The 18,637-nt window shown below is 68.2% G+C and carries 21 protein-coding genes; 8 read left to right on the top strand and 13 right to left on the bottom strand.

Annotated elements, in window-relative coordinates:
• Positions 1-122: 122 nt before the first annotated feature.
• Both CA237_RS00600 and CA237_RS00595 read right to left on the bottom strand, forming a co-directional pair.
• Positions 123-917: a hypothetical protein gene (locus CA237_RS00600; protein ID WP_066687097.1), complete on the bottom strand. Its 795-nt coding sequence runs from the start codon at positions 915-917 to the stop codon at positions 123-125.
• Positions 917-1,945: a COX15/CtaA family protein gene (locus CA237_RS00595; RefSeq protein ID WP_066687098.1), complete on the bottom strand. Its 1,029-nt coding sequence runs from the start codon at positions 1,943-1,945 to the stop codon at positions 917-919. Before CA237_RS00595 ends, CA237_RS00600 begins: the two co-directional genes overlap by 1 nt.
• A gap of 100 nt (positions 1,946-2,045) precedes the next feature.
• Here CA237_RS00595 and CA237_RS00590 point away from each other — a divergent pair, with 100 nt between their 5' ends.
• Positions 2,046-2,600: a DedA family protein gene (locus tag CA237_RS00590; RefSeq protein ID WP_066687099.1), complete on the top strand. Its 555-nt coding sequence runs from the start codon at positions 2,046-2,048 to the stop codon at positions 2,598-2,600.
• On the opposite strand, the gene coaD is transcribed toward CA237_RS00590, so the two are convergent.
• From coaD to CA237_RS00550, 8 genes are all read right to left on the bottom strand, one after another.
• Positions 2,597-3,097 (bottom strand): pantetheine-phosphate adenylyltransferase, encoded by a 501-nt coding sequence (coaD, locus tag CA237_RS00585; RefSeq protein WP_084401189.1) that lies wholly within the window; start codon positions 3,095-3,097, stop codon positions 2,597-2,599. The genes CA237_RS00590 and coaD overlap by 4 nt on opposite strands.
• On the bottom strand, positions 3,094-3,999 hold the full coding sequence (locus tag CA237_RS00580; protein ID WP_066687100.1) for a farnesyl diphosphate synthase: 906 nt from the start codon (positions 3,997-3,999) through the stop codon (positions 3,094-3,096). The genes coaD and CA237_RS00580 overlap by 4 nt, the downstream gene beginning before the upstream one ends.
• The gene (locus CA237_RS00575) at positions 3,999-4,241 is read right to left on the bottom strand and encodes an exodeoxyribonuclease VII small subunit (protein WP_055819867.1); all 243 of its coding nucleotides are present in this window, start codon (positions 4,239-4,241) and stop codon (positions 3,999-4,001) included. The genes CA237_RS00580 and CA237_RS00575 overlap by 1 nt, the downstream gene beginning before the upstream one ends.
• Positions 4,242-4,348: 107 nt before the next feature.
• The gene (locus CA237_RS00570; RefSeq protein WP_066687101.1) at positions 4,349-4,531 is read right to left on the bottom strand and encodes a hypothetical protein; all 183 of its coding nucleotides are present in this window, start codon (positions 4,529-4,531) and stop codon (positions 4,349-4,351) included.
• Between the two features lie 94 nt (positions 4,532-4,625).
• On the bottom strand, positions 4,626-5,177 hold the full coding sequence (locus CA237_RS00565; RefSeq protein ID WP_066687113.1) for a DNA-deoxyinosine glycosylase: 552 nt from the start codon (positions 5,175-5,177) through the stop codon (positions 4,626-4,628).
• Positions 5,135-6,301: an NAD(P)/FAD-dependent oxidoreductase gene (locus CA237_RS00560; RefSeq protein ID WP_126012302.1), complete on the bottom strand. Its 1,167-nt coding sequence runs from the start codon at positions 6,299-6,301 to the stop codon at positions 5,135-5,137. Before CA237_RS00560 ends, CA237_RS00565 begins: the two co-directional genes overlap by 43 nt.
• 39 nt (positions 6,302-6,340) lie before the next feature.
• A complete protein-coding gene (locus tag CA237_RS00555; protein ID WP_084401246.1) occupies positions 6,341-7,759 on the bottom strand; it encodes a M48 family metalloprotease in 1,419 nt (472 codons plus the stop codon).
• Between the two features lie 60 nt (positions 7,760-7,819).
• Positions 7,820-8,890, bottom strand: a complete 1,071-nt coding sequence (locus CA237_RS00550; protein ID WP_066687118.1) for a PA0069 family radical SAM protein — start codon at positions 8,888-8,890, stop codon at positions 7,820-7,822.
• 54 nt (positions 8,891-8,944) lie between these two features.
• Here CA237_RS00550 and CA237_RS00545 point away from each other — a divergent pair, with 54 nt between their 5' ends.
• Together CA237_RS00545 and CA237_RS00540 are read left to right on the top strand one after the other, a co-directional pair.
• Positions 8,945-9,274 carry a VOC family protein gene (locus CA237_RS00545; protein WP_066687120.1) on the top strand — a complete coding sequence of 110 codons (330 nt, stop codon included), beginning with the start codon at positions 8,945-8,947 and terminating at the stop codon, positions 9,272-9,274.
• A gap of 59 nt (positions 9,275-9,333) precedes the next feature.
• Positions 9,334-9,819, top strand: coding sequence for a YbjN domain-containing protein (locus tag CA237_RS00540; protein ID WP_066687123.1), 486 nt, complete (start codon positions 9,334-9,336; stop codon positions 9,817-9,819).
• A gap of 9 nt (positions 9,820-9,828) precedes the next feature.
• Here the strand turns inward: CA237_RS00540 and moaB are convergent, their stop codons facing one another.
• Genes moaB through CA237_RS00525 form a run of 3 tightly spaced genes read right to left on the bottom strand, consistent with a single transcriptional unit; the run spans position 9,829 to position 12,834 of the window.
• Positions 9,829-10,356 (bottom strand): molybdenum cofactor biosynthesis protein B, encoded by a 528-nt coding sequence (gene moaB / locus CA237_RS00535; RefSeq protein WP_126012296.1) that lies wholly within the window; start codon positions 10,354-10,356, stop codon positions 9,829-9,831.
• Complete coding sequence (locus CA237_RS00530) at positions 10,346-12,160, bottom strand: lytic transglycosylase domain-containing protein (protein ID WP_084401191.1); 1,815 nt, start codon at positions 12,158-12,160, stop codon at positions 10,346-10,348. Before CA237_RS00530 ends, moaB begins: the two co-directional genes overlap by 11 nt.
• Complete coding sequence (locus CA237_RS00525) at positions 12,118-12,834, bottom strand: uracil-DNA glycosylase family protein (protein ID WP_066687128.1); 717 nt, start codon at positions 12,832-12,834, stop codon at positions 12,118-12,120. The genes CA237_RS00530 and CA237_RS00525 overlap by 43 nt, the downstream gene beginning before the upstream one ends.
• Before the next feature lie 117 nt (positions 12,835-12,951).
• On the opposite strand from CA237_RS00525, the gene CA237_RS00520 reads away from it, so the two are divergent.
• From CA237_RS00520 to CA237_RS00500, 5 genes are all read left to right on the top strand, one after another.
• Positions 12,952-14,613 (top strand): electron transfer flavoprotein-ubiquinone oxidoreductase, encoded by a 1,662-nt coding sequence (locus CA237_RS00520; RefSeq protein ID WP_066687131.1) that lies wholly within the window; start codon positions 12,952-12,954, stop codon positions 14,611-14,613.
• A 7-nt stretch (positions 14,614-14,620) separates the two neighbouring features.
• A complete protein-coding gene (locus tag CA237_RS00515) occupies positions 14,621-16,192 on the top strand; it encodes a tetratricopeptide repeat protein (protein WP_126012293.1) in 1,572 nt (523 codons plus the stop codon).
• A 5-nt stretch (positions 16,193-16,197) separates the two neighbouring features.
• A complete protein-coding gene (locus CA237_RS00510; RefSeq protein WP_126012290.1) occupies positions 16,198-17,025 on the top strand; it encodes a 4-(cytidine 5'-diphospho)-2-C-methyl-D-erythritol kinase in 828 nt (275 codons plus the stop codon).
• 149 nt (positions 17,026-17,174) lie between these two features.
• A complete protein-coding gene (locus tag CA237_RS00505) occupies positions 17,175-17,906 on the top strand; it encodes an enoyl-CoA hydratase/isomerase family protein (RefSeq protein WP_126012287.1) in 732 nt (243 codons plus the stop codon).
• On the top strand, positions 17,907-18,632 hold the full coding sequence (locus CA237_RS00500; protein WP_126012284.1) for an N-formylglutamate amidohydrolase: 726 nt from the start codon (positions 17,907-17,909) through the stop codon (positions 18,630-18,632).
• Positions 18,633-18,637 lie beyond the last annotated feature (5 nt).

Genomic DNA, 18,637 nt, shown 5'->3' with positions numbered 1-18,637 from the left:
TGGACCTTTCGGATATATGACGCGCCCGCCCCGAACCGGAGTGGTGCGAACGCCGGGAAATTGCCGAACGGCAGGTGAAAAGTCAAGCAAAGTGCGGCTTTGCTGACGGGTATCTAAATACCCTATAACGGTCGCTGGGTGATCCGGGTGGTGGCGATCGACGTCGCGTTGTCGCTGTCGATGCGGACGGTCGTCTGTTGGGTGAGGATCATGCCGGTGGTCGCGTCGACCCGCCGGGTGATCGTGCTGATCCGCCGGCCGCTGGCCTTGCCGCCGCTAGCCACCACATCGCCCGACAGCCGCTGTTCCTCGACCAGCGCGTTGCCCTGCGCATGGATTCGTTCGGTGCCGGTCACCTCCGATCCGCCATCGAACGGCGGCGTCGCCCGTTGGCGGATGTCATGCTGGGCCACGACGCCGCGACGCACCACGTCCGGTGCCAGCAGGGTCGTCAGCATCGAACCCAGCATCGCCACCTGCTGCCGTTCCGGCATCGTGCGCAGCGGCGCGGTCAGCCGCTGCAGCATCGCCTTCTTCGCCGGATCGCCGCCGTCCTGCGCGGCAACCGCGTCGATCAGGGCGGTCCACACCGTCTCGCGGTCGACGACCCCCGTCACCTCCCCGCGATCGGACAGACGATAGACGATCGGCCGCCCCTTCAGCGTGGCGAAGGCACGCTCGAACATCGCGCCCGGCCCATCCGACAACCCACCCGCGACCGAATCGATGGTAAGTTGCGCGACGAGACCATCGGGCGTCCGGCGGAACCGGACCGTCCGGTCGGTGGCATAGCGGCGGATCGTGCCTGCCTCGTCACGCTCCTGTTCGATATGGTAGCGATACTCGGTGTCGAGCGCCGGGACGAAGCCGGTCGCGACCGCCGCTTCGACCGCCGGCGCCGGAGGGGGGAGCAGCATCAGCGGCGTCCGGTGGCGTGCGCACCCCAGGTCGTCGCGATCACCAGCAGGGCACCGACCAGCTGGTGCAGCGCCGCGACCTCGATCCGCACGCCGGTCATCACCGTGCTGATCCCCAGCAGGATCTGGATGCCGAAGGTGGTGTGGATCGCGCGGGCGACCTTGGGATGGCCGGCACGCTTGGCGGCGCGGGCGAGCAGGATCAGCGCAGCGACCGCGACCCATGCCCACCAGCGATGGATGAAGTGGACGACATACGGATCGTTGACGATCGCATCGAGCGCACCCCGCGACCGCCATTCGTCGAGCGGAAAGAAACGCCCGTTCATCAGCGGCCATTGATCGGTCACCAGCCCGGCGTTCAGCCCGGCGACCCACGCGCCGAACAACAGCTGCACGAACAGCACCAAAAGGGTGACGATGCCGATCGTCGTCAGCCGCGCCGGCCGTGCATACCGATCCGCGGCCAGCTCACGCAGGTCTAGCGCGGTCCACACTGTCCCAGCCAGGATCAGCAGCGCGTTCAGCAGATGCACCGACAGGCGGATATGCGACACGTCGGTCCGTACCGACAGGCCGGAGGCCACCATCCACCAGCCGATCGCCCCCTGCAATCCGCCCAGCGCCAGCAGTGCCAGCAGCCGCCCCTTGTAGCCGGTCGGCAGCGCGCCGCGAATCCAGAACCACGCCAGCGGGACGGCAAAGGCGACCCCGACCAGCCGCGCCAGCAGGCGATGGACATATTCCCAGAAGAAGATGCCCTTGAACTGGGCCAGCGTCATGCCCTGGTTCAGCAGCTGATATTCCGGGATTTTCCGGTAATTGGCGAACTCCGCTTCCCATTGTTCGGCATTCAGCGGCGGCAGCGTGCCCGACAGCGGCTTCCATTCGGTGATCGACAGGCCGGATTCGGTCAGCCGCGTGATCCCGCCGACGACGACCATCGCCACCACCAGTGCGGCGACCCACCACAGCCAGCGGGCGACAGCGCCGGGGCGGGCGCGCGAGGGAAGGGGAGGAGCGAGCATCGTAGGTGTCTAGCCGCTGCCGCAGGGCCAAGAAAGAGGGGCGTGGCGCTTTACCCCCGGTCGCGGGCCTGTACGATGGTGCGATGCGGGAGCAAGGTTCGTGACGATCGAGGCATTGATCGCCCGCTACGGGCTGGGCGCGCTGCTGCTCGGCGCCGGGATGGAGGGCGAGACCGTCGTGATCCTCGGCGGGATCATGGTGCAGCGGGGCACGCTGCCCTTTGCCGGCGCGATCCTCGCCGCCGCGATCGGATCGTTCATCGCCGATCAGCTGTTCTTCGCGGCGGGGCGTCGGTTCCGCGACCATCCCCGCGTGCGGCGATGGAGCGCCAAGCCCGCCTTTGCCCGCGCGCTGACAGCGTTCGAACGGCATCCGACGTTGTTCGTGTTCGCCTTTCGCTTTCTCTACGGACTGCGCACGGTCAGCCCGGTCGCGATCGGAACCACGCGCCTGCCGCTGGCGCGCTTCATGCTGCTCAACGGCTCGGCGGCGCTGCTATGGGCGACGATCTTCGTGTCGATCGGCTATTGGTTCGGGCACGGACTGAGCGAACTGATCGGCCGCTGGCTGCCATCGTGGCAGGTGCTGGCGGGCGGAGGTGTCGCCATCCCGCTGCTCGGCGGTCTGACCTGGTGGTGGCGACGGCGGGGTTAATCGCCCTTGCGGCCCAGCTTCTCCACCCGCGCGATCACTTCCTCGCATACCGCCGGGGACACGAACCTGGCGATCGACCCGCCATACATCGCGATTTCCTTGACCAGCCGCGACGCGATGGGTTGCAGCGAGACGTCGGCCATCAGGAAGACCGTTTCGATCCGGTCGTTCAGCTGCTGGTTCATGCCCGCCATCTGATATTCATATTCGAAGTCGGCGACGGCGCGCAGGCCCCGCACGATCACGCTCGCTCCCTGCCGTTCGGCAAAGGTCATGAGCAGCGCGTCGAACGCGACGACCCGGATATCGCCACTGACCCCGGCCACTTCGCGTTCGACCATCGCCAGCCGTTCGTCGAGCGTGAACATCGGTGACTTGGACGGATTGGTCGTGACGCCGATCACCAGCCGGTCGACCAGCTTCGCGCCCCGCCGGATGATGTCCATGTGCCCACGGGTGATCGGATCGAACGTGCCGGGATAGACGCCGATCCTCACCGGTCGCGCTCCAGAACATAGCGGGCGATGGCGCGCAGCAGATCGGCTTCGGGGCCGAAGTCGCGCAGATGCTCGATCGACTGGTCGACCAGCCGCCGCGCCTGTTCGCGCGCGCGGTCGAGTCCGAGCAGCGAGAGGAAGGTTTCCTTGCCCGCCTCGCCATCCTTGCGCAGCGCCTTGCCGACCGCCGCCTCGTCGCCTTCGACGTCGAGAATGTCGTCGGCGATCTGGAAGGCGAGGCCGATGTCGCGGGCATAGCCGCGCAGCGAGGTGCGCTGCGCATCGGTCACCCGCCCCAGGATCGCGCCAGCCTCGACCGAACAGGCGATCAATGCACCGGTCTTCATCGCCTGCAACCGGGTGACGGTGTTCAGGTCGAAGCTGGTGTCCTCCGCCTCCAGGTCCATGGCCTGTCCGCCTGCCATGCCCGACGGGCCGGAGGCGTGCGCCAGGTCGGCGATCAGTTCGATGCGGACATGCGGATCCGGATGGGTCAGCTCGTGTGACAGGATTTCGAAGGCGAGCGCGTGCAGACAATCGCCCGCCAGGATCGCGGTCGCTTCGTCATAGGCCTTGTGCACCGTCGGCTTGCCGCGGCGCATATCGTCATCGTCCATGGCGGGCAGGTCGTCATGGATCAGGCTGTAGACATGGATGCATTCGATCGCGAGCGAGGCGCGGGCGGCGCGGATACGCTCGACATTGAACAGGCGCGCGGTGGCGAACACCAGGAGCGGCCGCAGCCTTTTGCCTCCGCCGATCGCGGCATGGCGCATCGCGCGGTACAGGTTCGCGCGGGGATCGTCGGGAACGGGCAGCAGCGCATCGAACTGGCGATCCATCTCTGCCGAGATTTCGCGGAGGGCGGCGTTCAGCGACACCGGCGGCGCGACGGTCGCCATTATTGCGCGTCGAACGGCTGGGTGGAGGCACGCCCTTCGGCATCGACCCGGATCGCCTCGATCCGCGCCTGCGCCGCATCGAGCCGCGCGGCGCATTGTGCGCGCAGCAGGTCACCACGGGCATAGAGGTCGATCGCAGTCTGCAAATCTTCTTGCCCCGTTTCCAACCGGCTGACGATGGTTTCGAGCTCGCGCAGCGCGTCTTCGAAGGACAGGGTGGAAACATCGCGTTCGTCGGACATGGCGATGCTATGCGGCAGGGGGTGACAGGATTGCAACCGGGCATCGCGGACCGGTAATGAATTAGTCCGCTGTCGCTTCGTCCGCGACGCAACCCACTCGAATCTGCTCAGAGCATGCCGTTCAGCGACATTCGGGCGGCAGACAGAGCATCCTCGATCGTGCCGAACAACCTTGTCCTCGGCCGGGTGTCGATCGTCCAGTAGGGCTGCCATTCCGCGCCAGTCGGAAAGGGGATCACGTCCGGGTTTTCGCTATTGCCCCGATCGTGGGACAGGATGCGCTCTTCCACGATGACGAACGATGGTCCGGTCGATAGAAGATAGCCAGACGGCAGTGCCGTTCGTCGGACAGCATCTCACCGATACGATGGTGCATGGTCACCGTCAGCAGGTCGCCGTGGGACGAGCGGGTCGATCCGACAGATAGGCGCCGATTGCATCCCACGCCGGCTTTTTCGCGGCCACGCCGACCGTATGCAATGGGCTGCTCGACGGCAGCGCCAGTGTCTCGACCCCGCGCACCAGCGCCCGCCCGGCCTTGGCTGCCGTTCCGCCGTTGAACGCCACCAGACGCAGTTCCGGCAAGGTCGCGATAAGCGCCGCCACGTCGTTGGCGGTGGCGTCGCGAATCGCGGCGTCGCTGCTGCCCGGCCGGGTTGCACTCGCCACTACGTCCCACAGGCCGATGCCGGCCGCCCTGAGAGTTGCCAGCCGTTCGTCATAGGCGAGTGCGGGGAGGTCGACCCCGATCGCCGGCGACAACAACCGCCAGAACTGGTTCTGCGGATGCGCATAATAGTGCCCGGCGGCCAGCGACGCGTCGCCCGGCAGGCTGCCGAGGATCAGTACCCGTGTCGACATGTCGACGATAGGTGGAAATGACGCCTTGCGAATCACACCGCCTGCCCCGCCGCCCAGCCGCTCGACCACGCCCATTGGAAATTATAGCCGCCGAGCCAGCCGGTCACGTCGACCGCTTCACCGATGACGTGCAGCCCGGGCAGATGCTTCGCCGCCATCGTCTTCTGGTTGAGCCCGTCCGTCGCCACTCCGCCGACCGTGACCTCCGCCTTGGCGAAGCCCTCGGTGCCGTTCGGATGGAACTGCCACCCGGCGAGCCTCTGCTCGATCCGGGTCAGCGTCGCGTCGCGCTGGTTGCCGAGTTCGCCGGGACAGTCGAGCTTCGCCGCCAGCGCTTCGGCAAGCCGGTCGGGCAGCGCCGAGCCGAGCGCCGAGCGCAGGCCGATGCGGGGCCGCGCGCGCTTCAGTTCGGTCAGCCAGCCGCTCGACCGGTCGGGTACGAAGTCGATCGTCACCGGCTCGCGGTGCCGCCAATAGGACGATGCCTGCAGGATCGCCGGCCCTGACAGCCCGCGATGGGTGAACAGCGCCGCCTCGCGGAACTTCGCCTTGCCGGCGCTCGCGACGACCTCGGTCGCGACGCCCGACAATTCGCGGAACAGCGCGTCGTCGGGCGGCAGGGTCAGCGGCACCAATGCCGGGCGCGGCTCGACCAGCTTCAACCCGAACCGCTTGGCCAGGTCATAGGCGAAGCCGGTCGCGCCGAGCTTGGGGATCGACGGACCGCCGGTCGCGATCACCAGCGAGGGGGCGGTCAGGGTCCGTTCGCCATGGACGACGGTGAGCATCCCATCGGCATGTCCCACATCGCGGATCGGCTGGCCCAGCGCGATCTCCGCGCCATCGGCCTCGGCCAGCAGCATCGCCACGATCTGCCGCGCAGATCCGTCGCAGAACAGCTGCCCCAGCGTCTTTTCATGCCACGCAATGCCATGGCGCTCGACCAGCGCGACAAAGTCCTGCGCGGCGTAGCGACCCAGCGCCGAGCGCGCGAATTTCGGGTTGGCCGAGACATAGCGGTCCCAGCTCGCGCCGACATTGGTGAAGTTGCACCGCCCACCGCCCGAAATGACGATCTTGCGCCCTGGCTCCGGGGCATGGTCGAGCACGGCCACGCGTCGCCCACGCTGCGCGGCGATGCCGGCGCAGAACAGCCCCGCGCCGCCGGCGCCCAATATGATGACGTCATGATGGGTCATGCGCCGCCCTTCGCATGGCGAACGGGCGGCGCAAAGGGGTTAGCCGCGCACGACCAGCTTCACCAGTTGTCCCGGTACCAGCTGGGCGTCGTCCTCCAGCCCGTTGAGCGTCAGGAACCGATTCCGCTGGAAATCGGGATAGGCCATCTGCCGGCTGAGCGAATCGATCGTGTCGCCCGCCCGGACCGTGGCGATGCGGATGCGCTTGCCGACGATCGCGTTCGCTTCGGCCTGGGTCAGCGTGCCGAAGCTGTCGAGCAGCGATTCGAACGGACCGATTCCGCGGCCGGCGGGGGTGACGATCTGGAAATAATAGGTGGCCGAAGGGTAGCGATAGGCGACGATAGTCAGGTCGACCGCCTGGTTGTTGGCATTGGCGCGCACCGTCGCGATCGCCGCATCGGTGCCGTTGATCCGCGTGGTCTGCGGCTCGGCCGCGGTCCGCGCGCCGAGCGACGCCAGCCGCTGCCGCACGAAGCTGGCCGGGTCATCCGCCGGCCCCATCCGGAATTCGGCCTGGCCGCCCTGTCCGGCGATCGTCACCGCATCGGTCCCGTTCTGCAGCGCATAGCCGCTGGGCGCGGTGAAGCGGATGCGCAGGGCCGGGTGGCGGAAGGTCGTGCCGTCGATCACCCCCTGCGCCGGATCGTCGTCATAGCGCAGGCCGTCGAGCATCCGCAGATAGGTGGTGTCCTGCCCCGGCTGGGTCGCGGCGCCACCTGCCTGCTGCGCCAGCGCGCGGGCGCGGCGGACGCGCTCGGCTCCGTTGGGATGGGTGCTCATCCACGTCGGCACGGCATTGCCGCCGCGTCCGCTGGTCTGCGCCGCCAGTGCCTGCGCTTCGTTCAGCTGGACCAGCGCATCGGCCATGCCCGAGGGTGCATAGCCGGCGGCGGTGGCATAGCGCACGCCGAACTGGTCCGCCTGATACTCTTGGTTGCGACTGTACGACAGGGTGTAGAGCTGCGATCCGACCCCGGCGATCCGGCTGACCAGATCGCTGCCGGTCACCGCGCCCAGCAACGTCGCGCCCAGATTGCCTAGCGTCGAGCGCGTGTTGCGCGAATTGCTGTGCCGCGCGGCGACATGGCCGACTTCATGGCCCATCACCGCCGCCAGCTCCGCCTCGCTGTTCATCAGCGCCAGCAGCTGCCGCGTGATGTAGACATAGCCGCCGGGGATGGCGAAGGCGTTTTCGACCGGCGAATTGAGCAGGGTGACGGTGAAGTCGCCGCTGGCATTGGACAGGCCGGACTGCACCGCCACCTTCTTACCGACCCGCTCGACATAGGCGGCCTGCGGCCCCGAATATCTGCCGCCATATTGCGCCAGCAGCTGCGGATTGGCCTGCGCGCCCTGCGCCCGGTCGCTCTGCGAGATCGAGCGCGTCTGCGCCATCACCGGAGCGGAAACGGTCGCGGCGGTCAGCATCGCGGCGGTCAGGAAACGTATCGTCATCATCTGGTCCCCGTTTGTCGTCGTCTCGAATACGTTGCGATACGACAACGGTTCCGTCGCTCAGCTGAACAACTCGCCCTGCGCGCCGGCGGGCGGGCGGAACAGGTCGCAGCGCAGTCGGGGATGACCGCCGGTCAGCCCGTGGCGGCGGCACGCGATGGCGAAGCGGGTGGCGAGCAGCTGCCCCCAAACGCCTTGCCCGCGCATCCGCGAATGGAACGCCGGATCATTGTCGCGCCCGCCGCGCAGCGACTGGACGATCGCCATCACCTTGCCCGCCCGGTCGGGAAAATGCGTTTCCAGCCATGCTCGGAACAGCGGCGCGACTTCGTGCGGCAGGCGGACCGGCAGGAAATAGGCGCCCTTTGCCCCTGCTTGCGCGGCACGCTCGATCAGATGCTCGACCTCATGATCGGTGATCGCGGGAATGACCGGAGAGATCGACACGAACACCGGCACTCCCGCCGCCGCCAGAGCAGCGACCGCCGACAACCGCTTCTCGGGATGCGGCGCGCGCGGTTCCAGCGTGCGGGCAATCTTCGGGTCGAGCGACGTCACCGACAGGGTGACGCTCACCAGCCCCTTGGCCGCCATCGGCACCAGCAGGTCGATATCGCGTACCACCCGGTCGGATTTGGTCGTGATGGTCAGCGGATGGTTCGTTTCCGCCAGCACGGCAATGCACGCGCGGGTAATTCCCCAGTCGCGCTCGATCGGTTGATAAGGGTCGGTATTGGTGCCCATCGCGATCGGCTTCACGACATAGCCGCGCTTGGCCAGCGCGGCCCGGAGCAGCGTCGCCCCATCGGGCTTGGCGAACAGCTTCGTTTCGAAATCCAGCCCCGGCGACAGGTCGTGATAGGCATGGGTCGGCCGCGCGAAACAATAGATGCAGCCATGTTCGCAGCCACGATAGGGGTTGATGCTCCGGTCGAATGGAATGTCGGGCGATGCGTTGCGCGACAGGATCGTACGCGGCCGTTCGATCGCCACGCTGGTGCGCAGCGTCGGCTCCGCGCCGTCGACCGTCTCCCGCCAGTCCAGCCAGTCGCCGTCGGCCTCCTGCGCGGGCAGGGCGATGCGGCTGCTCGTGACGTTGGTCGTCGCTCCTCTGGCCGGACGATTCCGCATTGCCCGACGCTATCGAATCGTTCAGAACGAAGCAAGAACATGCAGGAGGTTCTCATGGCGCGGTTGAACTATCTGGAACTGCCGGTCGCGGCGACGGAACCGGCGAAGACGTTCTACGCCACGGTGATGGGGTGGACGTTCACCGACTATGGTCCGGACTATGCCGCAACGACCAGCGGCGATACCGACATGGGACTGGACGCCGACACGATGTTGACCACGCTGCTGCCGGTGATTCAGGTCGACGATCTCGAAGCGACGCTGTCGGCGGTCGAGGCGGGCGGCGGGGTGATCGTCCAGCCGATCTTCGCCTTTCCCGGCGGGCGCCGGTTCCATTTCCGTGATCCGGACGGCCATGTGCTGGCGGCGATGGTCGCCGAATAGGCTTGTCGGTCACACGCGCCGGGCGATAGGCTCCCGCTGGAAATCCGGGGGGTTTGTCGATGATCGGAATGATGATGGGGGTGGCGGCGGCGATCGCCGCGCCCGATGCGGCGCTGCTCGACCTGCGGCAACCGGGCAATGTCGTCACCGCGTTGCAGGCGGCGGGCTACAAGGCCGAAATGAAGATCAACAAGGACGGCGAACCCTATGTCCTGAGCGCGACCAACGGGGAATCCTTCTCCGTCGAATTCTATGGATGTGACGGGTTGAAGGACTGCAAATCGTTCCAGCTCACCTCATGGTACAAGAAGGAACCGCTCTACACGCCCGCGTTGACCAACGAATGGAATGCCCGGAATCGCTTCCTCAAGATCGCGGTCGATTCGGACGGCGACCTGCGCGAATTTCTGGATGCGACGGCGGTGGGCGGGATGACCCAGGCGCAGTTCACCGATCTGGTCGAATGGTATTCCGCCATGGACGGGCAATTGGCGCAGTTCCTGAGCACGAAGCGCGACGCGGCCGGAGCGAAACCGGCGAAGTGACCGGCGGCGTCACCGCTCCAGCAGGCGCGGCATCAGCTCGACGAAGTTGCAGGGGCGGTGGCGAATATCGAGCTGTTCCTTGAGGATGCCGTCCCACCCGTCCTTCACCGCGCCGGTCGATCCGGGCAGCGCGAAGATGTAGGTGCCGCGCGCGACGCAGGCGGTGGCGCGCGACTGGATGGTGGAGGTGCCGATCTTGGCATAGCTTTGCCAGCGGAACAGTTCACCGAAGCCGGGGATCAGCTTGGTCGCCACCCGCTCGACCGCTTCGGGCGTCACATCGCGGCCGGTTACGCCGGTGCCGCCGGTCGTGATGACGCAATCGATGCTGTCGTCATCGATCCAGCCGTGCAGCCGGGCGACGATCGTGTCGATGTCGTCGCGTACGATCGCCCGGTCGGCGAGGATATGGCCGGCGTCTTCAAGTCGGCCGACCAGCGTGTCGCCGGAGCGATCCTCGGCCAACCCGCGCGTGTCCGATACCGTCAGTACCGCGATCCGCACCGGCACGAACGGCCGGCTCTCGTCAATTGGCATCGGCCACCCGCGTCCGCCCATTGGCGCTGACCCGCACCGCCGCAGCGCCGGGCAGTCCGGGGAATTTCGGCCACATGCCCTGCGCCAGCGCGGCCCGGCTGGCCGACGCCTTGCCCGCCTGTTTTTCGTACATCCAGTAATTACGCAGCACGGTCATCACATAGCCACGCGTTTCCCAATACGGGATCGATTCGATGTAGAGCAGCGGATCGCCGCCGTCCTTCAGCTGCACGTTCCATGCCTCGACCGGGGTTGGCCCCGCATTATACGCGGCGATGACCTTGGGCAGCAGCCCGCCGGTGAACGGCCGGTCGCGCAGCTGTTCCAGATAGCTTTGTCCGACCGCCATATTGACCTGCGGCTTCGACAGCGCCGATTTTTCGAGGTTCAGGCCGTGCGCGCGGGCATAATCGGTGAGCGCACCTGGCCGGATCTGCATCAGGCCGGTCGCCCCCGCCGGACTGACGACTGCAGCATCGAAGCGCGATTCCTGCAGCGTGTGGGCGAACACCAACGCCTTGTCGACGCGCCAGCCACCCTCGGGCGTCCAGTCGGGGGCAGGATAGCGTGCCTCGGCCAGCGGACGCGCGCCCTGCGGCCCGTTGTGCGACAACCACAGCTGGGTCGCGGGCAGGTTCAGCGATCCGCACAGCCGGGTCAGCGCGGCATAGTCCCCGGCGCCGCCGATCCGCGCCTGATGGCGCAGCAGCTTGTCGGCCAACGCCCCTTCGCCGATTTCGGTAAGCGCGGCGGCGACCTTCACGTTCGATCGCCGCTCCAACGCGCGCCAGTCCTCGGTCGCCGGCGCCCGGCCAGTGCCGTCGGCACCCTCGATTAGTCCCAGCGCCTGCCGGGCGAGCAGCCCATAATAGGTTTCGCCATATTGCGCGGCGGTCTGGAGCCGCGCCTGTACGAGGTCGGGCCGCCCACAGGCGATGTCGGCGCGCGTCGCCCAGTACAGCCCGGCCGAGCGCAATTCGGTATCACCGGCCCGCTGCGCGACGCTGGCGAACGCCGCCTGCGCCGCGGCGCAATCCTGCTGCCGCCACGCCGCCAGCCCCTGCGTCCAGTCGGCCTGCGCGGTCCATTCGCCTTCGCCCTGCTGCGCGACCGCGGCGAGGCGGCGGGCATTGGCGTCGTCGCCGGCCACGAAATAGATCCATGCGACCCGGCCACGCATCTCGGTCAGCGCCTCGGGCGTCAGGTCGCCGGCGCGGGTCGTGATCAGCGCTTCGGCCGCGGCGCCGTCATCGGCCTTCACATAGGGCTTCATCGCGTCGAGCAGCTGCGCGGCGGCGGCATCGCTGCGCGCGGCCTTGGCACGGACGCGGACCGGGGCGGCATCGAACCACACCAGCCGCTGCGGTGTCGGCAGTTCGGGCAGCGCGGACGCCCCGCGCAGTTTGGCGAGGCGGGCGAGGTCGGGCGCCTGTGGCAGATCGGGCGCTTCGTTCAGCACCGCCAGCAACTGCGGCAGTTCGACCTTGGGCGATCCCTTGGCGGTATAGAGTTCGGCGCGGGCGACGGCATGGAGCGGTCCCGGCTTCATCGCGTCGAGCCTGAGCTGCGCATCGGCCCAGCGGCCGCCACGGATCGCGGCGAAGACCTGGGTATAGGCGTCGCGATCCTCGGGCGACAATTGCGGGGGCACGCGGGCTTCGGCGACGGAAACGGCGGTACTGCGGCTGGGCGATTCGTCGGCAAGCGCGGCGGTGGGAAGGGCGGGCAGCATCAGCGCCGCGAACACGAGTGGGTTGAGCTTCACGCGGTCGGTTCCCTGATAAGCAACTGCAGGTGCCGCCATGTTTCCGCCTTGGCCAGCGGCCGCTCCAACAGGAAGCGTGGGTGGAACGTGGCGATCGTGGGACAGGCTAGGCCGTCATGGTTAAGGGTGCGTAAACCACCGCGCTGGCCATCGGGGCCGAGCAGCGCGCGGCACGGTTCGGCGCCGAACAGCAGCAAGCGCTGCGGCGCGACGAGGGTGACGAGGCGGCGGGCAAGCTCTTCCAGCGTGCCCAGCGCATCCGCGGGCATCCGTCCGGTCAGCGGCCGGGCATGGGCGATGCCGGCGATGACGACCTGCTCGCGCACCTCGCCGATCGCGGCCAGCATCCGGTCGAGCAGGACGCCGACCGGACCGGTCATCCATCCGGCTTCGTCCGAATCATCCGGCTCGGGCAGGTCGGTCAGGATCATCAGCGACGGATTTTTTTGTGCCTGCACCGGCACCGGCTGGGCATTCCACGACGCCTCCGGCACCGCATCGCCCATCCGCCACGCCATGAACGCGTCGAGCGTATCGGGCGGCAGGTCCGCGGCGGGCGCAGACGTTACGGCAAGCGGGCGAGCCGGCGGGGCAGGGGTGGCGAACCAGTCGCGCAGCTCGTCCTCAACCAGCGTGTCGACACCGGCGTCGGCCCACCATTCGAGCGCGCTCGCCGCCGCGTCTTGCCACTGAATATGCTGTTCCGCCCCCATGGCGCCTTTAAGGCACTGGGTTGACCTCCCCGTCAATCTGCCCAAATCGTTGGCAAGGACAGGGCGTTGCCCTCACGCGACGACATGGGGGGCGGCTGGCCCCAAGAGGATGATGCAATGAGCGAACGGGAATCGATGCCCTATGACGTCGTGATCGTCGGCGCGGGGCCTGCCGGCCTGTCCGCGGCGATCCGGCTGAAGCAGATGGCGGCCGACAGCGGCGAGGAACTGGCCGTGTGCGTGCTGGAAAAGGGGTCGGAGGTCGGCGCCCATATCCTGTCGGGCGCGGTGTTCGATCCGCGCGCGATGGACGAATTGCTGCCCGAATGGCGGACGATGGGCTGTCCGATGGCCGAAGTGCCGGTGACCGAAAACCACCACTGGCTGCTGTCGGAGACCGGCAGCAGCGAGGTATCGCACCGCATCCTGCCGCCCTTCATGCAGAACAAGGGCACCTATACCGGGTCGCTGGGCAATATGTGCCGCTGGCTGGCCGAACAGGCCGAAGGGCTGGGCGTCGAAATCTTCCCCGGTTTCGCGGCGGCGGAAATCCTCTACCATGACGACGGTTCGGTGAAGGGCGTCGCGACCGGTGACATGGGTGTCGCCCGCGACGGTACGCGTAAGCCCGACTGGCAGCCCGGCCTCGAACTCCACGCCAAATACACCTTCTTCGCAGAGGGCGTGCGGGGCCATCTGTCGAAGCAGATCATCCGCACCTTCGACCTCACCCGCGACAGCCAGCCGCAGGTCTATGGCCTCGGCATCAAGGAATTGTGGGACATTCCCGCCGAGAACCACGTTCCCGGTCGCGTGATCCATACCCAGGGCTGGCCGCTCAGCGAGACGCGCGGGTCGAACGGCGGCGGGTTCCTGTATCATCAGGCGAACGGGCAGGTGGCGCTGGGCTTCGTCACCTGGCTCAACTATTCGAACCCCTATCTCTCGCCCTTCCACGAGATGCAGCGGTGGAAGACGCATCCGGCGATCGCCGCGATCCTGAAGGGCGGCAAGCGCGTGTCGTACGGCGCACGCGCGATCAACGATGGCGGATGGCAGTCGGTGCCCAAGCTGACCTTCCCCGGCGGGGTGCTGGTCGGCTGTTCGGCAGGGTTCCTGAACGTGCCGCGGATCAAGGGCATCCATACCGCGATGAAGTCGGGCATGATGGCCGCCGAAGCTGCCTTCGCGGCGGTGCGCGACGGGCGGGCCGGTGACGAACTCACCGCCTACACCGCTGCCTATGAATCGAGCTGGGTGTATGAGGAGCTGCGTACCGTCCGCAACGTCGTGCCGCTGGTCAAGAAATATGGCGATTTCGTCGGGTCGGGCATCGCCAACGCGACGATGTGGGCCGAACATTGGGGGCTGCGCATGCCCTTCACGCTCGGCCATCATCCCGATCACGAAAGCCTGTGGCGCAAGGATCAGGTGAAGCCGATCGCCTATCCCAAGCCCGATGGCGTGTTGAGCTTCGACCGGCTGTCGTCGGTGTTCCTGTCGAACACCAATCATGAAGAGGATCAGCCGGTCCATCTGACGCTCAAGGACCCCGATATCCCGGTCACCTACGACCTGCCGCTCTATGACGAACCCGCGCAACGTTATTGCCCGGCGGGCGTATATGAGATTGTGGGGGCGGAAACGGACAATCCGAAGTTCGTGATCAACGCGCAGAACTGCGTCCACTGCAAGACGTGCGACATCAAGGACCCGACGCAGAACATCAACTGGGTCGTGCCGGAAGGCGGCGGAGGACCGAATTATCCGAACATGTAGTCTGGGGATGATCGTGGCGGCGCTCGTGGTGACACCGGCGTCGGCGGTGCCCACCGTGCCTGTCACCTCGCTGACTGCTTATGTGAAGGCCCGAGCCGCCGATGCGGAGGGCCATGTTACCGTTGCCGCACAGGGCTATGCGATGGCGCTCGCCGCGCAGCCCTCCGATCCGGTCATCGCGGTGCGGGCGTTGGGACAGGCGCTGGCGGCGGGCGACCTGCCGCTGGCCCGGCGGGCGGGGGCCGTGCTGCGTGATGCCGACGTCGCGCCGCCCGACCTCGATATCCTTGCCTTCAGCGACGCGGTCGTCGCTCGCGATGCGAAGGGCCAGCGTGCCGCGCTCGACCGGCTGGCCGAATCGCCGCTCGGCTTTCTGGCTCCGCTGCTCGCCAGCTGGGTCGATCTGCCCCCGCCGGTCGTCACCACCGATCTCGGCGCGATCCCGCGCCGCTACGCCGCCGAAAACGCCGCGCTGCGCCTGCTGGCGACTGGGCAGACGGTGCAGGGGATCGCCGCCACCCGCGCCCTGTTGTCGACGACCGGTGGCGACGCCGATTTTCGCCTGAACGCCGCGCAACTCCTTGCCCGCAGCGACCGCGAGGCGGCACGTGCCCTGCTGGCGGGCAATGACCCGGTGCTTGCCCGCGCTGCCGAGACGCTGGGGCGCGGGAGCAAGGGCGACGCCCGTTTCGGCGTATCGCGCCTGTTCGCCCGCATGGCCGGCGACCTGTCGGCGGAAGGGACCGAGGCGCTGGCAATCATGCTCAGCCGCTCGGCGCTGCTGCTCGACCCCGATTATTCCCGCGCCCGCATCGCGCTCGCCGACGCACTCGCCCGCGACGATGCCGTGGCGGAGGCACGCACGACCCTGGCGTCGATCCCGGCGGGCGATCCCTTTGCCAGCACCGCCAATGCGCTGGGTATCGTGATCCTCCAGCGGGCGGGCGACCTGTCCGGTGCGCTGGCGCTGGCGCGGGAACAGGCGGTGCGACGGGATGCCTCGACTGCCAGCCTGCGCCGCTACGGCGACCTGCTGCTCGAATCGAACCAGCCGGCGGAAGCGGCGCGGATCTATGCCCGCGTGCTGGCACAGGCCGGACCGGACGCGGACTGGACGCTGTACCTGCAACGCGGCGCCGCGCTCGACCGATCGGGCGACTGGGCTGGCGCGCTGCCCATGCTCCGCCGCGCGGTGGACCTCGCGCCGCAGGAGCCGGCCGCGCTCAACTATCTCGGCTATGCGCAGGTCGATCGCGGCGAGAATGTCGCGGAGGCGACGCGGATGCTGGAGCGTGCTCATGCGCTCGCGCCCAAGGACCCGGCCATCGCCGATTCGCTCGGCTGGGCGCGGTTTCGCGCCGGCAACCTCGCCGCCGCGCTGCCGCTGATCGAGGGTGCGGTGCGGCAGGCGCCCGACGATGTCGAGATCAACGAACATCTCGGCGACCTCTATTGGGCCGCCGGCCGCCGGGTCGAGGCACGCTATGCGTGGCGGGCGGCCGCGGTGTCCGCCAGCGGTGCCGACGCTGGCCGGCTGGCGACGAAGCTTGCGAACGGGCCGGCTTCGTCGCATCGCTGAATGCGATGATCGTCGAACCCGCACCCGCCAAGCTGAACCTCGCCTTGCACGTCCGCGCCCGGCGGGACGATGGCTATCACGAACTGGAGACGCTGTTCGTGTTCGTCCGCGACGGCGACAGCGTCCGCCTGATCCCGGCGGAGCGTGACGGTTTCGCGATCATCGGCCCGTTCGCCAGCGGGTTGAGCGGGGAGGGCGATAATCTCGTCACCCGCGCCCGCGATGCCTTTCGCGGCACGTTCGGCGCGGGCGCCCCGCTGTCGATCGTCCTCGACAAGCATCTGCCGGTGGCATCGGGCATCGGTGGCGGATCGGCCGACGCCGCCGCGACGCTGCGCGGCATGGCCCAGCTTGCCGGCGTGTCCCCGGACGATCCGGCGCTGATGGCCATCGCCGCCGACCTCGGATCGGACGTCCCCGCCTGTCTCGCCGGACGGACCATGATCGGGCGCGGGCGTGGCGAACAGCTGACGCCGATCAAGGTGCCGCCGCTGCCGGTATTGCTCGTCAATCCGGGCGTAGCGGTATCGACCGCAGCCGTTTTTGCAGGCTGGGACCGGATCGATCGCGGCCCCCTGCCGGACGGAGACGCGCTGACCATCGCGCTGGCCGGACGCAACGATCTCGAACCGCCCGCCCGCGCGCTGGCCCCGGCGATCGATACGGTCCTCGATATGCTGGGCGACGCGCCGGATGTTCGGCTGGCGCGCATGTCGGGATCGGGGGCGACCTGCTTCGCGCTGTTCGACCGGGAGGAGGATTGCGCGACTGCCGCCGCCACCATCCGCGCCGCGCAGCCCGGCTGGTGGTGTCTCGAAACGGCACTCACGTGACAGGGGATCGTCCTGCTGCGGCACAGTCGGCGGGTGTCGCCGCAGGAGCGGCCGACTGGCGCGATGCTTGCGATATCTCGCCTGCGGATCAATCGCCAGGAGCGGATCGTCCGTGGGCGGTCTCTTCGGACGCCGCCCACTTTCCCCCGATGATCGACTGCACATCCGACGGCGCGGTCGCGACGCTGTGGATCGCGCGGGGCAGCGCGCGCAACGCCTTGCCGATCGCAGCATGGCAGGCGCTAGCCGAACGCGTAGCCGATCTGGCGGATAGCGATGCGCGGGTCGTCCTGATCGCCTCGCGCGAACCGGGCATCTTCTCCGCCGGTGCCGACATTGCCGAGTTCGCCGAACTGCGCGCGAACCCCGCGCGCCGCAAAGTCTTCCGCGAAAGCCTGACGGCGGCGGTCGAAGGCGTCGCGCGCCTGCCGATGCCGGTCATCGCGGCGGTCGACGGCGGTTGCTTCGGTGCAGCGGTCGCGCTGGCGCTGGCATGCGACCTGATCGTAGCGGGAGATGGCGCGCGCTTCGCCGTACCGCCGGCGCGGCTGGGCATCCTCTACCCGCCAGCTGATGTGGCGCGCCTCGTCGCAGCGGTCGGGCGGGGGCAGGCGGCGCGCCTGCTCTACACCGGCGACGCGATCGACGCCGACGAAGCCCGCGCCCTCGGTCTGGCGCATCACCGCGCCGCTGACGCACTATCCGCCGCACGGGCGCTCGCCGCCCGCATCGCCGCCAACGCCCCGGCTGCCAACCGCGGCCTCAAGCTCGCGCTCGACGGCGCTCCCGGCGGAGAAACCCGGTTCGATGCGGCTTTCGACAGCGTCGAACTGGGCGAAGGGCTGGCCGCCTTTCGCGATCGCCGACCGCCGGAGTTCTGAATGACCGCTGCCGACATCCTGCCCGGAACTGATGCCGACCTGCTGTTGCTATGCGACCACGCCTCGGCCTGGGTGCCCGACGACATCGCCATTCCGCCGCACCTGTTGTCGCTCCATGTCGGCGTCGATATCGGCGCCGGTCCGCTCACCCGGGCCCTGTCCGCCCGCCTGAATACTCCAGCGATCCTCGGCACCGTATCGCGGCTGGTGATCGACCTGCATCGGCAGAGCGATCATCCCGGCCTGATCCCCGCAGTCTCCGACGGTCACGCGATCCCAGCCAATATTGGGGCGGACCGCGCCGATCGCATCGCCCGCTTCCACGCGCCTTATCACCGCGCAATTCGCGACCAGGTCCGCCGCGACCGCCCGCGCCTGATCGTCGCGATCCACAGCTTCACGCCGCAACTGGAAACCGGCGGCGGACCGCGCCCATGGGAAGCCGGCATCCTCTACGGCCGCGACGATCGCGCCGCCCGCATCGCCGTCGACTTCCTGCGCGCCCAAGGCATTCCGACCGGCGACCAGCAACCCTATTCCGGCCGCATCCTGAACGCCACGCTCGACCGCCATGCCGAAGGGCAGGGCATCCCGTCGCTGTCGGTCGAGGTCCGCAACGACCTCATCGCCGATCCCGCCGGTGTAGCGCAGTGGTGCGCCATCCTGGCCGACATGATCGCTGCGGTGCGCAACGGACTTGCGCTGAAGCGCGCCTCCGCGCAATAGGCTGT

This window comes from Sphingomonas sp. ABOLH, assembly GCF_003951715.1.
Classification (GTDB): domain Bacteria; phylum Pseudomonadota; class Alphaproteobacteria; order Sphingomonadales; family Sphingomonadaceae; genus Sphingomonas; species Sphingomonas hankookensis_A.
Note: the sequence above shows the minus strand (reverse complement) of the source record. Positions and strands in the feature narration are given on the sequence as shown.